We start from the raw sequence: 19,304 nt of genomic DNA, 5'->3' as shown, positions 1-19,304 counted from the left end.
GCGGGCTTATGTTTATACAACACCAGGATTAATATCTAAAAATTGCCGCAACAGGTGTGCTAAATGGCACTTCTTCTGGCGCAACGGCATAGACTGTACCACCGTTTAACAAGGTATGAGCTGCAGCGAAATCTAACAAATCCTCATCGCCGGTTTCTTCTTCTTGATGTAAATAAACGGTTTCTGAGGTTGGGTTAAACAGACCCCATTGCTGCTGACCAACTGCAACCAACAATGAATCAACTCTTTGGTAATAAGCTGCTGAAATGATTTCTTTGATCTCGTTTGATGCTTTGCCAGTATTACCGCCAAACAATTCGTTAAATCGCTCTACAACCTCTTGCTGCGATTTATGGTAATATGGCTCAACAATGGGCCAAGCTCGTTCGTGCAGTTGTTGTGCGCTCAGAATCTCTTGATTCCCTGTGATCCCTTCTTCAATTAAATGCTTGTAAGTATTTGCCTCTCTGTAAAGGGGCATCAGATATTCTACCCCAGCCAGCATCAAGGGCGCTGTTTGGTTTCGCAGTTTCTCTTCCAATGCGTCATTAACAGCGTGAAAGAATTGCAGGATGTCTTTCTGGTGTTCGTCCCTGTCAGGACTACCCTGCCCGTGAAACGCACCCGGTTGTGCGCGTGAGAAAGAATTGGCGGTTCCGCCTTTGGATGTTGCAATGCGGAACTGACCCTCTTGGGCAGTCTCATCATAATTGAGAGCTTCATCCAGACTTTTAGGCATATTTTCCACTTCTACTTCTTGGATGCTATAGCGTGTTCCCTCAAAAAACCGCACATCCTTTTGACTTAAAGCCAGCAGGTAGAAACGCCCATCGCCGTTTAAAATTGGCAGTAATGGCTTAATGTGAAATCGGTCTGTTACCACGACCAACTCGTCAAAGTTGTGAGGCAGGGTATAGTAGCGGAAAATATCTTTAGAAATAAAGACTGCCAATCCTTGCTCTCCGACTTGCTCCCAAAAATCCGAACGATCTAGTTGATGGGCTGTTGCTAGCAATGCAACCGCATCGTTATGTTCAACACCTGCATCAATTAAGCGAGCCTCAGCCTCTTTTATTAAATTTTTGAAGCGAACAGGGTCTTGTCGAACTTCTGGTCCGGCTGGGTGCATTGGCATATAAATTGAAACGGAATTTTGTTTTGGTTGTTCTAGTAGTGTTTTTATTTCCTCTCTAGAAATTAATGTCATGCCATATCCCTCCTATGAAAGTAAGTAGAAATTCCAAACAAAACCGCTGATATATTCAACAGCCTTATGGGAAATTTCTCCTTTGACTATATTGATCTGGATTTATTTCACGTCAATGAAGGTTAAATTTCATCTTTCTTATGGTAGGCAATCTGTACGAAACTTTTGGATAAAAATCTCATTCATCCAGCGTTAGGTGTGTTTGAATTGGTGCGTTTTGAGTTAATGGCTATCTTGTTGTGTCCTTGCCTGGCAAAACCCAAAGTCACTCGTTTCATAATCCAATACAAAGCTGCAAGTATACCAAAGGTGATACCAATAATCACGAGGGGTTGTTTGCCAGCAATTTCCTCTACACCTTTGGTAAGCAAGGCATCTGGTTGAGTCACAAAATCCCAACTGTTAAAACGCAAGAAACGTCCCCAATAAATACCAACGGCGCAGAGAGCATGAGTAATTAATTCAACCCACAAAATCCATTGGCTTTTCCCAATACGATGTAAGTAATAACCTAAATTAATTAAAGATATAACGTAAGCTTCAAATCCACCCAGAATCACTAGTATATACAACGGGATAAGGACAAGGGTGATCATCCACACTGAATCAATTGTCCGAATATCTTCTATCAGGTGAATGATATCAGTCAACAGGTAAGGTGCGTTCGGTAAAAAAGCATAGAAAACTACAAATCCCAGCCACCACACCCAAGACCGCCCACGCTTGGTGCGAAACAACCAAAAGCTCAAAGCCAAAGGTATAAAAGCTAGAAATAAGTTCCAAGTCATCCAACGCATATTGATTTGTAAGACTTGCACTACTCTGGGTATTAATTCCATTGGTTCTGCTTTCATAGCTGCTTCCTTAGAAGACGTGTGAATGATTCTGGGGATTCCCTGTATAGTTATAAGCTAGCTGGTTGACTATCGAAACTGTATTAGGTGGTAGAAAATGGTTACTGACCAAATGGTCACTCAGGCAAGCTAAGTCACTAGTATAGCCAATGCATATATGAAATCAAGTTTTCCATAGAGTAATTTCTCATAGGAATACGCGGGATGCGGGAAACTCAACAGATAGTGGATTAGCTAAAAATCGCAAAGTAACAGTTAATGAAAAAGCACTCGTGAGAGGTTAGAATAAAGTTTATTTTGTCAATCAGCTAAAATACTCAAAACAATTTAAACGAAAATGATAATCGTGTGTGGGACAGGGGAAGGAGGCGATCGCCAGGGCAACCGAAACAAACGACGCGACCGTGCCTTAATTTTGTACGCTAATGATTGGACAAGGATATCCTCCTCACGGAGGATATATACTTAATGTGTTAAGACAATTATTTGTTATTTACACAGTATTGATACCCCTATGTACTGATAAACCTATTAAGGAAATTCAATATGTTAAATTTTGGAGCTAATTCAGCCAGTATTTCGGCGATCTTTTTGGCGCTATTTGGTTTGCTACTTGTACCTCTAGGATTGTCGTTTCGGCGACCTTTTCGTATTTGGAATCTATTTCAAGATATTTTACTAGCTCTAGTTTGTTTGTTGTGCAGTTTTATCCTTATTTATCAGGGATGGCGACTCGACCCTATTTTGCAATTCGGTCAAATTTTACTAATTGTCTCCGTTATTTATTTGAACATCAAAGATATTTTTTCTCATATCAGGATCGTCGTCCAAAAAAGAGATAGATAACTTTATTATTGATGGCACTTGTTTTGATGTTCCAGACAGTGATGAAAACGCCAGAGTGTTCAGATCATTACCTCGTTTGATAACTGAATTTACCTAATAATTAAGCTCTCTTTTTGCAAAATTATTTTGTCGTTACAATGCTTTTTCATCTCATATTTAAGCTGTGATTCGCCTTCTCTTAGCAGGTCTTCAAACTGGAGTTTTGTAGATTTGTTCATATTACGTTATATTACATAAATCTGTCACCAGGTCAAATAATTTGGCGATCAACAGCGCTTAAACGCTACTACAATCCCGTTGATGTCATTCTGATTGGCTACAGTACTTATTAACCTGAGATGCCAGGGTATCAGACTGCTTGGCAGCATTTGTAGCTGCTGTCAAGGCTGTATCGATTTCTCCTCTCGCCTTTTGAACTTTTACCATACCCTCTGATGAGGCTTGTGCAGTCTTTGCTGTGTTAAGAGCGTGACTTGCTTTGGCAATTGATTGACTAAAAGTCTCAAAGACCTTCACAAAACGGCTCTGAAATGCTTGAAGCTTGGGGTCTTTCAAGTTCAGATCTTTGATTTCCTTGGTAACAGCTTCCAAATCTTTGGAAAGTTGCAAGCTCGTTGTCACCTGCTGCGCTTTATTCTTATCAATCAGGTCAGTTCCTTTGTTAACAGCATCAATCAATCGCTGACATTGAGCGACTTTGCTGTCATTGCAAGCACTTACTAACAAACCTAAGCTCAAGCAAATAGTAACAATAACTGTATATTTACGTAAAACAGACATCTATACCCTAGTACTCATAAAACTCAAATAATAGTACTCAATGATGGAGTATATTTAACGACTGTTCCAGTCATGAGATATTTCAATCAAATTGGGGTAGTGGTTTACCAAACAAAGTTTGTGGAGTTCGAAGTAAGCGATTTATCGTTTTTTCAGGACTTTAGTCCTGACTACAAATTAGGTAAAGTTCCTTTGGTGGACTAGTAGTAGACGTAGCATGCTACGTCTCTACTCATCACCAATCTGGAGGTAAACCCAGCGTATCTAGGGTATCAGCTTCTTGCAATAGAGGTTGAATCTCACTATCTATTGCAATCCGACCGCCAGAAAGCACTAAAGCGCGTTGAGTCACTTTACTGAGCCAGTGTAGGTCGTGGGAGGCGATTAACATCACCTGCACCGGCAACTTTAACAAAACTTGAGCTAAGTGCCGTCGCCACGCTGGATCAAGACCGTTGGTGGGTTCGTCTAAAATCAAAATTGCAGGGTCTAACGCTAAAATTGCTGCTAGGGCGGCAAGACGTCTTTGTCCACCGGAAAGTTCGTGGGCAGAACGGTTGGCGTAAGCTTCTAATCCAAAATCAGCTAACAGATGCCTTGCCTTATCAATTGCTATTGCTGGTGGTACACCGTAGTTGCGCGGTCCAAAGGTCACATCTTCTAAGATGGTTGGCATAAAGAGTTGGTCGTTGGCATCTTGGAAGCTAAACCCGATGTTACGGCGTACTTGTGGTAGGGTTTTCGGTTCGACTGGGATGCCATTGATCCAAATTGTCCCTGAGAGGGGTTGTTTTAAGCCGATGAGGTTCTCTAGCAAGGTACTTTTACCAGAACCAGTCGGTCCCATGAGTGCAACGCGATCGCCTGCATTTAAGGTAAAAGAGATTTCTCGTAAAACTGGTTCCTGGTTTGAATAGGCATACACTAAGTTTTGAACCGCGACCCCTACTTGTGACATTCTAGTTTGTTAGTTGTTAATTATCTGAATTCCCTGGCTTAGATTATTTGATGAGTAGGCGTTGTCCATCCTACTGAGGACTAAAATCCAAAATTGGTATAGGAAGCCACAGTCACACAAAGAGCTACGGCACACATCATCGCCACTGCAAAATGCTCTTTTGGTCTTAATGTCGCGTCTACTGGTAGCTGTCCATTATAACCACGAACTTCCATTGCTGCGTAGACTCTTTCTGCTCGTTCCAGACTGCGGAGATACAAAGCTCCTATCATAGCTGCACTGGCGTAGCGCAGCCATCCAGCTGGACCATTCAAACCCCGTAGTTGCGCGCTGCGTTGCATTCGCGTCACTTCCCCAAGCAAAATTTCCATGTATTGTCCAGCCAACAACAAATTTTCTTTTAATGCTCTGGGTACGGGTAAGCTTTTGAGGGCAATGCCAAAACTGTGAGGCGGCAAAGTTAACAAAAAGCTATTCATTGTTATCAGACAAATCAAAGAACGAACTAGCAAAAAACTAGCTCGCTGCCATCCCAAAGGTAACGCCAGCAATGAAAGAAAAATAAGTTCTGTACCTAGTAATCCTGTCAGTTTACGAATAGGTACGCGCAGTAGGACAGCCCACAACAGTGCGATCGCTCCATATGCACCTAAGCAGTACCAAGCATTTTGCTTGAGGAACGCACACCCCACAACTATAACTAAGGACAGCTGCAGGCGTAACGGTAGAGAAATTCTAAGCATTATTCGGTCTGACTAATTGTGCAATACCAAAGGCAACGCCAAAGCAAACGATAGACCCGACAATTCCAGCAATACTCGTGCCAATTAATCCCAATCCTTCTATACCATAGTCAGCCAAAGGCGTTGGCACTTGCACTCGTACATTCTCTGCCAATTTGATAAAGCCCAAGTTTTCAGCAACCCTTTCTAAACCATCTGGCGATGCTGAGGCTGCAAGTGACAATACACCAGCAATTAAAAAAATGCTCACCACTGGTACAACCCACCCTTTAAACTGCTCCTGGTTCCCTGGTAACAAGTCTGGTCGTGCTGTGGCGAGGTAAGCCAGCACACCCCCGGTAATTAAGCCTTCGCCAACGCCAATCAAAATGTGAACACCTGCCATTGCTGGTAAAACCAGCAGTGGGGGTGCCGTTCCAGAAAGGGCTAACTCAATGGCACAAGCTACCGCTGCTACCACGATACTGATGCCAGCTGCAATGCCAGCAGCGACGGGTAAACGTCCTCTGTGCCCTCCAAACAGTCGTTGTAAGGTTTGAGTTAACCCCCAGCCAACCCAAACTCCAATCAATGCCATGTTAAAGATATTTGCTCCCAAGGCTGTGATCCCACCATCAGCAAATAGTACAGCCTGAATAATTAAAACGGTAGCGATGCACAAAGTACCAGCCCAAGGGCTACCCAAAGTGATCGCTGCCAAAGTACCTCCTAATAAGTGACCGCTTGTCCCACCTGCGACAGGAAAGTTAATCATCTGCGCGGCAAAAATAAACGCAGTGGTTAAACCAAGAACAGGAGCGCGACGGATACCAAAAGCGTCTTGTGAGCGCCCTAGGGCAATCCCCAGTCCTACCATACTTGCTAACCCGGTAGCAGCAGCCACTGGCAAAGAAACAAAGCCATCAGGAATATGCATGAAGTGCCCCTATGTTTTTATGTGCTTTATTACACACAGCTATTAATGTAATTACCGCATTGTATTAACATAAAAACCAAATTTTGCCACCCTTTTGCAATGCCCTGATGGGGGATTTTCTAATCTTTCTAAGGAGAATGCTTAATAATTTATTTTTTCATCAATATACTAAAATTATTAATTATAAACTTTTGTAATCTATTTTAAAAATAACTGTAACTCATGGTTTATCAAAAAATCATTGAGATATAAAATCCCTAGCATTCCTCAACTCAAATTTGACAGAATACTAAGGTGATTTCATTTTGTCATTGCCACAATTGCTCAAACTATCCCATATTGTTTATCCAACTTTTAAGTCCTAAGCTTAACTCAAACCATTGCAGAAGAAGGAATCATACCAAAAAGTATTTGCTCAGATATTAGTAGAGTTTTGAAAACAAATTGAAATAGATATTTTAATGATTGCGGACAGCGCATTGTATAGCGCTGCCAACCTTACATCATGATGTCTAATACCATTAACAGTGACATATGCAAAACAAATTGTGCTAATACAGCAAATATCAAGTTTGTGAGTCCATTTTTTGCACAGATTGTTCCAAAGATAACCTATAGTATTTCTTGATCGCATTTCTATTTACCGATCTGCCAATGTCGTCATTCATATAGCCAAAGCATTGCAGTGGCACAAGGATCGACTTTGGCAGGTTTTGCACTGCGAATTAGCCGCTTCTCGGCAGAATTGGCATTGGGTTCTAGAGACATTTGTCTCCATGGGCTGTTACTGGACATCGGCTTGTTAATGAATCTGCTTTAGAGATAACAAGGTAGTGTTTATGATTCAATTCTTGAGAGGTCTTCTACGAACACTGATCTGGTTTGCAGTTGGCTTGCTCTGTGCATTCCTATTTGCGACAGGGTTTTCCTTTACCCAGCTAACTACAATCGCAACCAGCCCTAATCATCGAGGTTCTCCCAATACATACACTAGTGATGGCAAATTGACAGGGCGCTTCGTCAACAAGGTTTCTCAGAGTAAAGTTCCCAAGAATAAAGTTCCCAAGGTTATTGTGATTTCCTTGGATGGTGCAACACCACGATTGGTTAACCAATACCTGACCGATGGAGTACTCAGCCAAAGTCAAGGTATAGGGTTACTGCAAAGCCAGGGAGTTGCTGCTCAACAAAATATTACAATCACTCCATCTCTTACTGCTCCCGCACATATCGCGATTGGAACAGGCTCTACAGCAGCAAACAACGATATCAACGCCAACTCATTCCATCTAGTTGCTAGTCCGTTTAACCAGAATATTAGCGGTTTTGCTGCCCCGATCGGCGGTTACGAATTTGATATTCATGGACCTTCTGAAAGCGTAGATCCAACAGCTGAACCACTGTGGCTAGCTTTGAGAGAAAATGGCAAAAAAGTTCTTGCTGCCACATTTCCGGGCGCAGATGGAGCAAATATCACCGTCCCAGGTTTAACAAACAGCCCAATTGTGCAGTCAGCCAGTAAAAGGACTGTAGATTATACAATACCTTACGGAACCTTCGCTGGAACTGGAGCGCGAGGTTTTAGCCTGACAGCAGAAGACTTTGCTTCTGCTTCCCAAACAATTCTTGACCAGCTGCAAGGAGCTGGCAAAGTGTCCTACAGCCCTGTTTTGGAAACCAACAAATCTTTTGATACGTTTACAGTTGGCGGGGTAAATTACAATATTCAGGCGGCAGCTCTCGATACCACCAATAATAACCAAGTTGATTACGATACATTGGTTTTCTTTGATGACACTCAAGGTATCCAGCCAGGTCCCTTTAGCTTGCCTTCCACTGGACCTGCTTACGTGCGCGCCAGTGACCAAAAATCCAGCCGATTCTACTTAGAGGGCAGCTCCAATAAAGCAGGAACTGCCTTTTACGTGACAACCTTAGCACCTGACTTATCCACTATTCGTTTCGTTCGCTACTCTGCTAACTACATCCCAAGAAACTCAGCAGTACTAGCGGATGTGGATGATATCAATAATAATGTTGGTTTCTGGGCACCCGAGCCTGACTATCGTATCACTGAGCGACTCAGCCGTGGACTGGAGAACTTTTCTGACACGGAATTAGAAGCTGTTTACCAAGACCAAGTTCGGACGTTCGTTGATTACCAATCTCGTGTTGGTTTACGGGCAATCAGCAAGAACCCCGATGCTGACTTGACATTGCTCTACATCCAGCAACCCGATGGTGCAGAACACCAATTTTTCATTACTGACTCACGTCAAGCAACTGATCCCAGTGATCCTAACTCAATTGGACAAGGTCAAGATCAGGAGAAGATAGCCCGTTACCAAAGCTATATACAAGCAGCTTATCAAGCAGCTGATCGCGCAGTGCAAAGAGTGATTGATGCCGTTGGTACTGATGACCAAGGCAGACCGAACAGCAATATCATTGTTGTTTCCGACCACGGGTTTGACCCCTTCCACACAGCGGTCAATATCAATAACTTCCTTCGCAACCAAGGCTTCGACTCCAACAAAGTTCGAGCTGTTTCCTCCGGACCTGCGGTCAACATTTACATTAACCTGGAGGGACGAGAACCTAATGGTACTGTGAGTCGTGAAGAGTACATTACTCTGCAACAAAAGGTAGCAGATGCGCTCAAGTCCTTTGTAGACAGCAACTCATACTATGCCTATGGTGGTAATGTCCCTGTCTTTGACAAAATTTATACCCGACCTATCCCTAAAGACCTGAATGATTCCTCTTTTGGTCTAAGCACCAGCGATTTCATTGGTCAAGATAGCGGTGATGTCTTTGCCCTACTCACAGAGGGTTACAACTTCGACGGTACTCAAACTCCAGTAGTGCAGCGTTTGGGGGACACCGCCTCTAGTAGTCCTGTATTATCTGTGCCCAATTTCTACGGCGCACACGGCTATGACCCAATTCTGCCAAATATGAGTGCGATTTTCTATGCAGCTGGTCCAGACATTCAACCTGGTCAGTTGGAGCAGGTGCGTAATATTGACATTGCACCAACCATCCTAAGATTACTGGACGTTAAGCCAGCACGAACAGTGCAGGGGAAAGCGATTTTCAAATAGTTGAATAGACTTCTTGCAAAAGTCCAGTTGATGAATTTTGGAACCACAGATGAACACTGATAATTCATCTGTGTTTCATTTTCAAAAATTTGACTTTTGCAATTTTATGCTCATGAATTATTGACGTTTGCAGTGCTACTATCTCCCGTTATAAATGATTTGTGTTTTTAGGGTTGGCACAGAGGATGAGGATTTTTTTCACGGTGTTATTTGATATGGTTTTTTATATGTGTTCTGGGAAAATAAGTTGGTATTTGAGATTTTGATAGAAATTGAGTATATATTTTTCCGGTAGATTGTAAAATATGCTGCTCAGTAAGTAATCGCACTGTTATGGAGTTAAGGCGTCTCCTCCAAAGCATCGCACAAGCGTAAACTTGTCAGTTCGCTAATTACCGCTGTTTGAAAAAAGTTCACTCCTCCTCCTCATTCTCCTTCTCCTCCTTCAACTCAGGATGCTGCTGCTCCACATGAACCGTTAAAACTTTCGCCAGCAATTCCACCTTACAATTGTCACTGGGACATTGTTGCGTAGCTTTCAGTGCCTGTTCCCAGTTTTTCAGGTTCGCTGCGGCTTCGGCAATGGCACTTAAGGCATCGGCTTTGCGATCAGCTTCGGTACTCAACATATTGACTGCGCCAATGGAATGCTGAATCTGGTTGGCAGAAGCGAGCGCTTTTTCGAGCAAAAGAGCGGCTTTTTGGGGTTGGTTGAGCTTGCCATAAGCTTCGGCAATGGCACTTAAGGCATCGGCTTTGTAAGTGGAATGCTGAATCTGGTTGGCAGAAGCGAGCGCTTTTTCGAGCAAAAGAGCGGCTTTTTGGGGTTGGTTGAGCTTGCCAATGGCTTGGGCAATGGCTCTTAAGGCTCTTGCTTTGGAACTGGAATCCTCAATCTGGTTGGCAGAGGAATTCTGAATCTGGTTGGCAGAGGCGATCGCTCCCTCGAGCAAGGTAGCGGCAATTTCTGGTTGGTTGAGCTTGCCAATGGCTTGGGCAATGGCACTTAAGGCTCTTGCTTTGTATTGGGATTCCTGAATCTTGTCGGCAGAGGCGATCGCTCCCTCGAGCAAAGGAGCGGCTGTTTGGGGTTGGTTGAGCTTGCCATAAGCTTGGGCAATGGCTCTTAAGGCATCGGCTTTGTATTGGGATTCCTGAATCGCTTTGGCAGAGGCGATCGCTTGCTTGAGCAAATCAGCGGCTTTATCCGGTTGGTTGAGCTTGCCAATGGCTTGGGCAATGACACTTAAGGCATCGGCTTTGTATTGGGATTCCTGAATCGCTTTGGCAGAGGCGAGCGCTCCCTCAAGCAAGGCAGCGGCAATTTCTGGTTGGTTGAGCTTGCCAATGGCTTGGGCAATGGCACTTAAGGCATCGGCTTTGTAACGGGAATCCTGAATCTGGTTGGCAGAGGCGATCGCTCCCTCGAGCAAGGTAGCGGCAATTTCTGGTTGGTTGAGCTTGCCATAAGCTTCGGCAATGGCACTTAAGGCATCGACTTTGTTACGGGATTCCTGAATCTTGTCGGCAGAGGTGATCGCTTGCGTGAGCAAATCAGCGGCAATTTCTGGTTGGTTGAGCTTGCCAATGGCTTGGGCAATGGCTCTTAAGGCATCGGCTTTCTTATAGGATTCCTGAATCTTGTCGGCAGAGGCGATCACTTTTTCGAGCAAGGCAGCGGCAATTTCTGGTTGGTTGAGTTTGCCAATGGCTTGGGCAATGGCTCTTAAGGCATCGGCTTTCTTATAGGATTCCTGAATCTTGTCGGCAGAGGCGATCACTTTTTCGAGCAAGAGAACAGCTGTTTGGGGTTGGTTGAGCTTGCCATAAGCTTCGGCAATGGCACTTAAGACTGTTGCTTTGTAAAAGGAATCCTGAATCTGGTTGGCAGAGGCGAGTGCTTTATCGAGCAAGGCAGCGGCAATTTCTGGTTGGTTGAGCTTGTCAATGGCTTGGGCAATGGCTCTTAAGGCATGGGCTTTGTATTGGGAATCCTGAATCTTCTTGGCAGAGGCGATCGCTTGCGTGAGCAAATCAGCGGCTGTTTGGGGTTGGTTGAGCTTGCCATAGGCTTGGGCAATGAAACTTAAGGCTCTTGCTTTGTCAGAGGAATCCTGAATCTGGTTGGCAAGTCTTAAGGCTTGATCTGGATTTTCATCCTCAGCAAAGGCGACAGCCGCTTTAAATTGATACCAAGAACTCGTCCGCTGACTCACATCACGCAAGTTCCAGCGAATTTGAGTCAATTGCCCCGGAGTTGTATAATTCAACCAACCCCAAAACCCCACCGCCAGTAAAAGGATACTCCCAATCCCCCCCAAACTCAAGTAAATTCGCTGCTTACCACCTCGTCGCAGTGCTACGCTAGCTTGAATAAATTCTTGCTCTCCTTTGCTCAGTTCTTCTCGGCGTTGTTCCAGCTTTTCTTCCGCTTCCTTTAACACTGCACCCCGCAACAATGCCCCTTCATCCCGTTGCATTTTTTGCCATTGAAGCATTGCGAACCGCAGTCTTTCTTGCCAAGCGCGAAAGCTACGGTCTGCATTCATCCATTGTCGCAGTTCTTCCCAATTACGAATCAATGCTTCATGAACAACTTCCACAGTTTCTTGGTTAGCTGCATTTTGACTGGTGACGACTAATCGATCATCCGCCAACTGTGTCACCAATTTCCACCGTTCTTCACCCAATTCGGCTTTCGTCGCCACTCGTCGCGTATCTTGTCTGTCTTCACCCGGTTGCACTAATTGGATGAAAATCTGCCGTACCTGTTCTTTCTGGGCTGCGCTCAACTTACCATAATTCTCATCTGCATGACGAGCCAACGCACCTTGTACCTCACCAATTTCCTCATAAGCTGCATGAGTTAACTGTTTACCCTTTCGCCGTTTCCACAACTCCGTCAACGCAAACTCTAGCAGAGGTAAATTACCCGGTTCATCTTCCACGTCATCTAAAATGCGTTTTACCAGTCCATCTTGAAATGTCACCCCCAACTTTTCAGGTGGCTTGACAATCACCTGTGAAAGTTCCTCACGGTTCATTGACCTGATTTTGACATCAGCATTTCGTAACACATCACCAAATTTAGGATAGGAGAGGGCATTCCCCAAGAAATCCGCCCGCATGGTTGCAACTAGCACATTAGTCTTGCCAGGGGAAGATTGAAAGCTGGCTAATAAGATATCTAAAAAACTATGGCGAGTTTTCTGATCCGCACACAAAGTATAAAGTTCTTCAAACTGGTCGGCAATCAACAAAACCCGATGATTGGGATAATTCCGTTGAATTTTGGAGAAAACATCTTGAAGAGGAACGGAACCATTCACAAAAAATTCAGCTAACTGACGAGCTTGACCCATTTGTTCGGTAGCATTTTTATCAGGCTCGTAAAGTGGAACCAGCGCCTCAGCCAAAGCATGGAATGGTTCTGAACCGGGACGGAAGTGAGTAAATAACCAGTGACCTGCTTTTTGCAGCTTTGGCACTAATCCCGCCAACACCACCGAAGATTTTCCGCTTCCCGACGCACCTAACACGGGTATAAAATTCCGGTTTTGAGTCGCCGCGAATAGTTCTTCTACAAATACCTCACGTCCAAAGAAAAACTCCGCATCATCGGGACCAAAGTGAAACAAACCGCGATAGGGACAGGGAAGATTTTCGTTACTTACATCAGTAGATTCAATAGGTACTACCGTTGTATTTTCATGGTAATAGTAGTTAGTGATAGTGATAGTAGCAGTATTGCTATCTCCAGTAATAATCGCACTGCGGTCAGCATTTCCCCCAACTTTGGCACTGCGGTCTTCTGTCATATCACCCTCATTTATTGATACTGTAAGGCTGGTACTGATTTAATACGTCACATTAATATGTAGTTGTTGTGAACATCTACATAAGCATTCAAAGGAGTATTCAGTACAAATATCTGTCATTACGGAAAACTCCACGACGACGAGTAGTGCGGTGCAAAAGTCAAAAGTCAAAAAAGTTTTATTTAAAAGTAGCGAAACAAATTTAATATCCGTTGCCGCAATCGTTCCAAAACGGGTCCCTCTTCAGCGACTCCGTCAGCGAATAACATTTCATATATAAGTGGCACTCCTAACTGTAATTCTTCTAAAATCTCTCGTTGAGTAAACACATCCTGCGGCTTTCCTTCCAAAACGAGTCTTCCTCTATCCATGACAAAGATCCAATCTGCCCAGCGATAAACTAAATCAAGGTCATGGGTTGCCATCAATATTGATGTTCCAGATGCATGAATCTTTTTCAAGGTTGCCATCAGGTTACGGGTATGCAACTTATCCAGATAAGCTGTAGGTTCATCTAACAACAGAAGTTCAGGTCGTAGCACCATCACATCTGCTATGGAAACTCGCTTTTTTTGTCCCAAACTAAGATGATGAACTGGTCTTTGAGCTAATTCAGTTAAACCAAATTCTACTAAAGCTTGCTCGACTCGCTTTTCAATTTCTGCTTCTGGTAAACCCAAATTACACAACCCGTAAGAAATATCTTCTTCCACTGTAGAGGCTACCAGTTGTTGCTCTGGATTTTGAAAAATTAACCCGACTTTTTGGCGTAACTTCATGAGGTAGTTACGGTCATATTTTAGTGGCTCGCCTTGCCAATGCACAACTCCTTTCTGAGGTTTGTATAAACCATTAGCTAACAAAAATAGGGTCGTTTTACCACAACCATTTTGACCTATTAATGCACATCTTTTATGAGCAGGAATCCGTAGCGTCAGACCATTGAGAGCCGATTGTTGTGTGCCAGAATAGGTGTAATGTACCTGCTCAAATTCGAGTAACCATTCCTGCATATTTCCACAATTCCAATCCTATTAATACTGCACACCCGGCAATTGCTTCTATGGTATAACGCTTGGATTGATGATAGCGATGGGGATGCCAAACCCGCAATTCTCCACTAAAACCCCGTGCGGCTAAACTCAAGGAAACTTGACGATAGTTTTCTATAGTTCGCTTTAGTAATTGCCCAATCAACAGTGCTAAACTTTTCATCCCAGTCGTAAAAGTGCGGTAGCCACCACGAGATTGTTGAGCAGTCCATAACTCGGCAGTGGTATTTAAAAGGACAAAAATAAAGCGGTACATCAGCAATAGAAGCTCGGTTAAAAGCACTGGAACACCGACACGACGCAATATTTGTAAAAGTTCGGAAAAGGGGATAGTTAACATGATAAAGTACAGGCAGGAAAGAGAGGCGATCGCTCGCGTTAAGATAGTCAATCCCTGCTCAATACCGTTGTGACTGATGTATACATAATAAGAGCCAAAAGTCAACCCACTGACTGAGTCATTTGGCACTAAATGCAGTTGGGAAATATCTACTCCATTAATGACTAAAGCTGGTAAACTAGTTAACCAAAACAGAGTAGCCAAATAAACTAATTTCAAATAAGTTTTAGCAGGAATCCCTGCATAGATAACTGTCCAAATACTCATCCAAACTGCTATCAAAACTTGAACCTGTGGATGGGAAAAGGCAGCAATTATCAGCAAGGCAATAGCAAATAGCAATTTTTGTTCTGGTGGCAACCAACGTAAGCGATTAGTGTAAGCTAAGGTGTCAATCTGAATTTTCATTTTGTTTGTTGCTTTGTTCGGAGCGCCCTTTGTATAACCCTATAACATAGCCAATCACACCAGCACCTGCTGCTGCTTGCACTGCGAACAATAAGCTTTCAACTTCTTTACTAGGCAACTGAATTAATGAATTAAACCAAGGTTCATATTGGGGCTGTATTTTTTTTATTTCCTCTTGAGCTTGACCATCTGAACCGCCAAATTCCGCACCTTTTCTTAGCATAAGTGGCGTGACTGTTAATACTAACACCGCTAATACCAACAGCCAGTTATTCCATTTTTGATTTTGCTTAGTCATGAGTTAGTTGTTAGTTGTTAGTTGGTAGTTGGTAGTTGTTAGTTGGTAGTTGTTAGTTGTTTTTTCTACTATCTACTATCCACTATCCACTATCCACTATCCACTAACTTTCCGGTTTAATGAGCTGTAACATTTCTAGTTCTTGACGACCATAGTTAGAAAGCCAATTCCATACCAAGACTGTCAATAATCCTTCGCTAATTGCCAAGGGAACCTGTGTTACGGCAAAGATTCCTGCAAATTTAATAAATGATGCCATAAAACCACCCGTAGCTGTGGGGAAGGCAAGAGCCAGTTGTACGGAAGTCACAAGATAGGTTGTCAAATCTGCAACAGCAGATGCTAGAAATATCGCCAACCTTTGCTTGCCAGTTTGCATCACCAATCGATATATCCAGAAGGCAACAAATGGTCCGACAATTGCCATGGAAAATGCATTGGCTCCCAGTGTTGTTAAACCGCCATGTGCTAACAATAGTGCTTGAAATAGCAAGACTAAGCTACCTAGCACTGACATGGCTAAAGGACCAAATAGCACTGCTCCTAATCCTGTACCTGTAGGATGAGAACAACTCCCTGTTACTGAAGGCATTTTCAATGCCGAAAGCACAAAAGTAAAGGCTCCTGCCAATGCTAAGAGTAATTTTAGTTCAGGAGTGGCTTTAGTGATGCGAGTGAGCGATCGCAATCCCAACGCAAAAAATGGTAATGCGACAACCCACCAAAAAATTGCCCAGCCTGGTGGTAAAAAGCCTTCCATTATGTGCATGGCATAGGCTGGTTTAGGTAGGCACACAATTAAGTAGAAGCTACTAGCCGTCATCAAGATGAGATGTACTAACCTTGATGTGCCTTTTGTTTTGGGAATAATTCTCGACACAATAAGTACCTACAGCATCTAAAGCTTTTAGTGTAGATCGGTGGGCGTTTTGACTCAAGAAATATCCTTGCAAGTAAAGGTTCCCACTTTTTCAGCCAAGTGTGGGGAGGTGTCGGATAGCAAAAAGGTCTTGGCTACCATTTTGCCTTTACCTACTGGGGAATATGCATCATACACCTTTTCATAATCTGTAGTTTCAAAAACAATGAAATCCATGTGACTACAGGACACAATAAAGAAAAAATGAAAATTTTTTCACCAGACTTTTCAGGGTTGTATTAGCGGATTGCAACGTTAAGGGAGAAATCCAGTTTCTCACAATGATAATAATTATCATTGTATTTAGCATATTTGAGAAAGATTGACAATAATTATTGATTCTTTTAGGATTCGATTAGTGAATAATTGCAAAATATTTGCAATTTTCTTTTGCCGCAAACTTTCGATAACACCATGCCTAATATATTTACTTTAGATAAAGAAAAACTTATAAGCCGTCGTCATCTGTTGAAGCTAGGTTTAGTAGGTGCTGGTGTGACTAGTGCGGCGTCATGGCAAATATTCAACTCCCGAAGCCAGCCACAGGTAAAAGTACCACCCGTGGAGACAGTGGCTACTTCTGATTTGGCTACCCCCTCCAAGATGGTGCGGGAATTCGAGTATGGTACTCTAAAGCGGGAAAATGGGCGTATAATTCGAGAATTTCGCTTGACTGCTGCTACTTCCATTATTCAGCTCAATAGTGCTGTTTCTTTCAATATTTGGGATTTAAATGGTCACATACCAGGACCGACACTAAGGGCAAAACAGGGCGATCGCGTGCGCGTACTGTTTTTCAACCAGGCGGGACATTCGCACTCTCTACATTTTCATGGCGTCCACCCCTCAGATATGGATGGCATTCGTCCAGTTCGCCACGGTGCAGCAACGATCTATGAATTTGACGCGGAACCCTATGGCGTTCATCTGTACCATTGCCACATTGAGCCAGTCACCCGTCATGTTGCTAAAGGGTTGTACGGAATGTTTATCATCGATCCCCCCACTGCGCGTCCTCCAGCGGATGAGATAGTACTAGTTATGGCTGGGTATGACGTGAATGATGATAACCGTAATGAATATTATGCCTTCAACGGTCTGCCCCACTACTACATGGATCATCCTATCCGCATTTACCAAAATCAGTTGATTCGGCTGTACGTGCTTAACATCATTGAATATGATCCAGTAGCAACGTTTCACCTACACGCCAACTTTTTTAAAGTTTATCCCACAGGAATGACCACCAAAGCGTCTTTTGAAAGCGATGTCATCACAATGGGGACAGCCGAACGGCACATCTTGGAATTTGCCTTTCGCTATCCGGGTAAGTATATGTTTCATCCCCATCAAGATGCGATCGCAGAAAACGGATGCATGGGTCAATTTGAAGTAGTAGCTGAGAGTAACTCTCAAAAGATGACAAAAAGTTCCTGATTTAGGGAAGGGGCGCAACGCATTGCGCCCGTACGGCTGTAGTTTAGCTTCTTTGCAGATATCTCAAAGCAGATATATATAGCGTAGGTGACTTCCCACAACGCCCACAGTAGCCGTTTTGGGAACGATACGAAACTTACCCGTGCATGGAATGATTATTTATCATTGTTTTTTATTTATGAGAGATTTTACCGTTCTATGTGGTAAAACTTGTTTTAGTATCGTGACAAACGCATTACTACCACAGAAAATTTTGACTAGAAATTTGTCAGGGATATGCAAGAGTCAGGGGTGACAACAACTGCGTGCATCTTAACAACTCCTATAAGGAGCAAAGCTTGTTTATAAACAATCTCTATCTACAGGTTCCCTAAACAACCCTTACTTGACTCTGCAATGACTCAGCAATAACAGCACCAGTGAGTCAGAAATTCATGCTGCCTAATGTAATATCTGGTGACTTTTCCCGATGAACAGACATTTCACACATTTACTAAATTTACCTAGTGTAACCGTAGCATCTTGGGATGCTACTCAGGATTCACTTTCTTTTCAGTTAAAAGTTTTAGCTGAAGGTACGAACTGCCCACATTGCCGTAACTACACGAAAGAATTACATCAAACCAGACCAATTGTAGTTAGGGATTTACCAGTAGGTGGTAAAGATGTTTACCTAAAGTTACCACGTCGTCAATTCTATTGCAGAGTATGCCAGTGCTACATTACTGAGCGATTACAGTTTATCGATTGGCGTAGAAAGTACACACAAAGATATGAGGAAAAGATTTACTCGCAAATCAATCATACCAATATTGAGCAAATTAGCCAACAGCAACACCTTGGTGTTGAGCAAATCAAGAACATTTTTAACTACATAAGTCAAAAGCGAAAAAAACAGCACCGCCTTGAACTAAGTAAAAAGATGTTTTGCTATGAGACTTACGGAAAAGATAACCAAAAATTATCACCATAATGTCAAATAATAACTGTATTATTTTTTTGCCTGTAGACTTTTTACGGGAAAATATGTATGCTCAAATAAGCGAATAAAACGCAAGTAAAAAGCGCACTTTAGAGAAGTTTCTCTTAAGTGCCAAGTCATCCGATTTCCCTCCTGGGAAAGACTTCCTAATTTAAAGTTTCCCTCCATCATCAATAGTTATTCCTTGAACACCAAATGAGGATTTGTTATGGTACGAAATTCAGTTGTTGATTCAATTTTGAGGGAATTTCCCAAGCCGTTAGATATTGCCAAGATGTCAGTTTATGCATTGAGCATTTTGTCTACTGGGATATTTCTCTTTTTGCCCTTCTTTAACCTATTGCATCCTAGAACAATCGACGGTTTTGCAGCATGACTTGTACAGATGTCTGTGGGTTTTTGTAGGGATTTTTACTCTCATAACAGTTATTTTCAGTTAGAAGGCAAATTTTTGCCGATGTTATGTAAAATCTTTAATACTCGACGACAAATTGAAACAACGCTTCATCAATTAAAGAATTTTTCAGCCATAAGCTGAAAAATTAACATAGAGTATTCAATTTTTCCCAGTTGTAAATATAATCCCCTTGTGATACCGAATGAGGTATCACAAGGGGATTTTCTTTTTCTTTCAGATATTAA

17 protein-coding genes are annotated in these 19,304 nt (G+C 42.8%); 6 read left to right on the top strand and 11 right to left on the bottom strand.

Features of this window, described 5'->3' with window-relative positions; all coding sequences use genetic code 11:
• Window positions 1–28 precede the first annotated feature (28 nt).
• Entirely contained in the window at window positions 29–1,207 is a 1,179-nt protein-coding gene (locus tag MAS10914_RS0103785) for a baeRF7 domain-containing protein (protein WP_017314569.1), read from the bottom strand.
• Between the two features lie 182 nt (window positions 1,208–1,389).
• On the bottom strand, window positions 1,390–2,061 hold the full coding sequence (locus MAS10914_RS0103780) for a DUF1361 domain-containing protein (protein WP_017314568.1): 672 nt from the start codon (window positions 2,059–2,061) through the stop codon (window positions 1,390–1,392).
• A 546-nt stretch (window positions 2,062–2,607) separates the two neighbouring features.
• On the opposite strand from MAS10914_RS0103780, the gene MAS10914_RS0103775 reads away from it, so the two are divergent.
• Window positions 2,608–2,907 carry a Ycf66 family protein gene (locus MAS10914_RS0103775; protein WP_017314567.1) on the top strand — a complete coding sequence of 100 codons (300 nt, stop codon included), beginning with the start codon at window positions 2,608–2,610 and terminating at the stop codon, window positions 2,905–2,907.
• 303 nt (window positions 2,908–3,210) lie between these two features.
• Here MAS10914_RS0103775 and MAS10914_RS0103765 read toward each other — a convergent pair whose 3' ends face one another.
• The 4 genes from MAS10914_RS0103765 to MAS10914_RS0103745 form a co-directional block, all read right to left on the bottom strand.
• On the bottom strand, window positions 3,211–3,687 hold the full coding sequence (locus tag MAS10914_RS0103765) for a hypothetical protein (RefSeq protein ID WP_017314565.1): 477 nt from the start codon (window positions 3,685–3,687) through the stop codon (window positions 3,211–3,213).
• A 235-nt stretch (window positions 3,688–3,922) separates the two neighbouring features.
• On the bottom strand, window positions 3,923–4,645 hold the full coding sequence (locus MAS10914_RS0103755; RefSeq protein WP_017314563.1) for an energy-coupling factor ABC transporter ATP-binding protein: 723 nt from the start codon (window positions 4,643–4,645) through the stop codon (window positions 3,923–3,925).
• 80 nt (window positions 4,646–4,725) lie between these two features.
• Window positions 4,726–5,388: an energy-coupling factor transporter transmembrane component T family protein gene (locus MAS10914_RS0103750; protein WP_017314562.1), complete on the bottom strand. Its 663-nt coding sequence runs from the start codon at window positions 5,386–5,388 to the stop codon at window positions 4,726–4,728.
• Entirely contained in the window at window positions 5,381–6,304 is a 924-nt protein-coding gene (locus MAS10914_RS0103745; protein ID WP_017314561.1) for an energy-coupling factor ABC transporter permease, read from the bottom strand. Before MAS10914_RS0103745 ends, MAS10914_RS0103750 begins: the two co-directional genes overlap by 8 nt.
• 685 nt (window positions 6,305–6,989) lie before the next feature.
• On the opposite strand from MAS10914_RS0103745, the gene MAS10914_RS36090 reads away from it, so the two are divergent.
• Both MAS10914_RS36090 and MAS10914_RS0103735 read left to right on the top strand, forming a co-directional pair.
• Complete coding sequence (locus MAS10914_RS36090; RefSeq protein WP_269635042.1) at window positions 6,990–7,124, top strand: hypothetical protein; 135 nt, start codon at window positions 6,990–6,992, stop codon at window positions 7,122–7,124.
• Between the two features lie 19 nt (window positions 7,125–7,143).
• The gene (locus MAS10914_RS0103735) at window positions 7,144–9,408 is read left to right on the top strand and encodes an alkaline phosphatase family protein (RefSeq protein WP_017314559.1); all 2,265 of its coding nucleotides are present in this window, start codon (window positions 7,144–7,146) and stop codon (window positions 9,406–9,408) included.
• 413 nt (window positions 9,409–9,821) lie between these two features.
• On the opposite strand, the gene MAS10914_RS31975 is transcribed toward MAS10914_RS0103735, so the two are convergent.
• The 5 genes from MAS10914_RS31975 to MAS10914_RS0103710 all read right to left on the bottom strand — a co-directional run bounded on the left by MAS10914_RS31975 (window position 9,822) and on the right by MAS10914_RS0103710 (window position 16,147).
• Complete coding sequence (locus MAS10914_RS31975) at window positions 9,822–13,226, bottom strand: tetratricopeptide repeat protein (protein ID WP_017314558.1); 3,405 nt, start codon at window positions 13,224–13,226, stop codon at window positions 9,822–9,824.
• A gap of 182 nt (window positions 13,227–13,408) precedes the next feature.
• The gene (locus tag MAS10914_RS0103725; RefSeq protein WP_017314557.1) at window positions 13,409–14,239 is read right to left on the bottom strand and encodes an energy-coupling factor ABC transporter ATP-binding protein; all 831 of its coding nucleotides are present in this window, start codon (window positions 14,237–14,239) and stop codon (window positions 13,409–13,411) included.
• Window positions 14,214–15,026: a cobalt ECF transporter T component CbiQ gene (gene cbiQ / locus MAS10914_RS0103720; RefSeq protein ID WP_017314556.1), complete on the bottom strand. Its 813-nt coding sequence runs from the start codon at window positions 15,024–15,026 to the stop codon at window positions 14,214–14,216. Before cbiQ ends, MAS10914_RS0103725 begins: the two co-directional genes overlap by 26 nt.
• Complete coding sequence (locus MAS10914_RS0103715) at window positions 15,010–15,324, bottom strand: energy-coupling factor ABC transporter substrate-binding protein (RefSeq protein ID WP_017314555.1); 315 nt, start codon at window positions 15,322–15,324, stop codon at window positions 15,010–15,012. The genes cbiQ and MAS10914_RS0103715 overlap by 17 nt, the downstream gene beginning before the upstream one ends.
• 103 nt (window positions 15,325–15,427) lie before the next feature.
• A complete protein-coding gene (locus MAS10914_RS0103710; protein WP_017314554.1) occupies window positions 15,428–16,147 on the bottom strand; it encodes an energy-coupling factor ABC transporter permease in 720 nt (239 codons plus the stop codon).
• Between the two features lie 510 nt (window positions 16,148–16,657).
• Here MAS10914_RS0103710 and MAS10914_RS0103700 point away from each other — a divergent pair.
• The 3 genes from MAS10914_RS0103700 (at window position 16,658) to MAS10914_RS35295 (ending at window position 19,038) form a co-directional block, all read left to right on the top strand.
• On the top strand, window positions 16,658–17,680 hold the full coding sequence (locus MAS10914_RS0103700; protein WP_017314552.1) for a multicopper oxidase domain-containing protein: 1,023 nt from the start codon (window positions 16,658–16,660) through the stop codon (window positions 17,678–17,680).
• Window positions 17,681–18,149: 469 nt separating this feature from the next.
• Window positions 18,150–18,653 carry a transposase family protein gene (locus tag MAS10914_RS0103695; protein WP_017314551.1) on the top strand — a complete coding sequence of 168 codons (504 nt, stop codon included), beginning with the start codon at window positions 18,150–18,152 and terminating at the stop codon, window positions 18,651–18,653.
• Window positions 18,654–18,870: 217 nt separating this feature from the next.
• On the top strand, window positions 18,871–19,038 hold the full coding sequence (locus MAS10914_RS35295) for a hypothetical protein (RefSeq protein ID WP_232224099.1): 168 nt from the start codon (window positions 18,871–18,873) through the stop codon (window positions 19,036–19,038).
• Window positions 19,039–19,304: the final 266 nt, after the last annotated feature.

Origin of the sequence: Mastigocladopsis repens PCC 10914 (assembly GCF_000315565.1) — a bacterium.
Lineage (GTDB): Bacteria > Cyanobacteriota > Cyanobacteriia > Cyanobacteriales > Nostocaceae > Mastigocladopsis > Mastigocladopsis repens.
The sequence above is the reverse complement of the archived record's forward strand: the minus strand, read 5'-3'. Positions and strand labels throughout refer to the sequence as shown.

What these genes read in the sequence shown, in the direction of transcription:
- MAS10914_RS0103785 (WP_017314569.1), bottom strand. Translation starts at nt 1,207, where the DNA reads ATGACATTAATTTCTAGAGAGGAAATAAAAACACTACTAGAACAACCA.
- MAS10914_RS0103780 (WP_017314568.1), bottom strand. Translation starts at nt 2,061, where the DNA reads ATGAAAGCAGAACCAATGGAATTAATACCCAGAGTAGTGCAAGTCTTA.
- MAS10914_RS0103775 (WP_017314567.1), top strand. Translation starts at nt 2,608, where the DNA reads ATGTTAAATTTTGGAGCTAATTCAGCCAGTATTTCGGCGATCTTTTTG.
- MAS10914_RS0103765 (WP_017314565.1), bottom strand. Translation starts at nt 3,687, where the DNA reads ATGTCTGTTTTACGTAAATATACAGTTATTGTTACTATTTGCTTGAGC.
- MAS10914_RS0103755 (WP_017314563.1), bottom strand. Translation starts at nt 4,645, where the DNA reads ATGTCACAAGTAGGGGTCGCGGTTCAAAACTTAGTGTATGCCTATTCA.
- MAS10914_RS0103750 (WP_017314562.1), bottom strand. Translation starts at nt 5,388, where the DNA reads ATGCTTAGAATTTCTCTACCGTTACGCCTGCAGCTGTCCTTAGTTATA.
- MAS10914_RS0103745 (WP_017314561.1), bottom strand. Translation starts at nt 6,304, where the DNA reads ATGCATATTCCTGATGGCTTTGTTTCTTTGCCAGTGGCTGCTGCTACC.
- MAS10914_RS0103735 (WP_017314559.1), top strand. Translation starts at nt 7,144, where the DNA reads ATGATTCAATTCTTGAGAGGTCTTCTACGAACACTGATCTGGTTTGCA.
- MAS10914_RS31975 (WP_017314558.1), bottom strand. Translation starts at nt 13,226, where the DNA reads ATGACAGAAGACCGCAGTGCCAAAGTTGGGGGAAATGCTGACCGCAGT.
- MAS10914_RS0103725 (WP_017314557.1), bottom strand. Translation starts at nt 14,239, where the DNA reads ATGCAGGAATGGTTACTCGAATTTGAGCAGGTACATTACACCTATTCT.
- cbiQ (WP_017314556.1), bottom strand. Translation starts at nt 15,026, where the DNA reads ATGAAAATTCAGATTGACACCTTAGCTTACACTAATCGCTTACGTTGG.
- MAS10914_RS0103715 (WP_017314555.1), bottom strand. Translation starts at nt 15,324, where the DNA reads ATGACTAAGCAAAATCAAAAATGGAATAACTGGCTGTTGGTATTAGCG.
- MAS10914_RS0103710 (WP_017314554.1), bottom strand. Translation starts at nt 16,147, where the DNA reads ATGACGGCTAGTAGCTTCTACTTAATTGTGTGCCTACCTAAACCAGCC.
- MAS10914_RS0103700 (WP_017314552.1), top strand. Translation starts at nt 16,658, where the DNA reads ATGCCTAATATATTTACTTTAGATAAAGAAAAACTTATAAGCCGTCGT.
- MAS10914_RS0103695 (WP_017314551.1), top strand. Translation starts at nt 18,150, where the DNA reads ATGAACAGACATTTCACACATTTACTAAATTTACCTAGTGTAACCGTA.
- MAS10914_RS35295 (WP_232224099.1), top strand. Translation starts at nt 18,871, where the DNA reads ATGGTACGAAATTCAGTTGTTGATTCAATTTTGAGGGAATTTCCCAAG.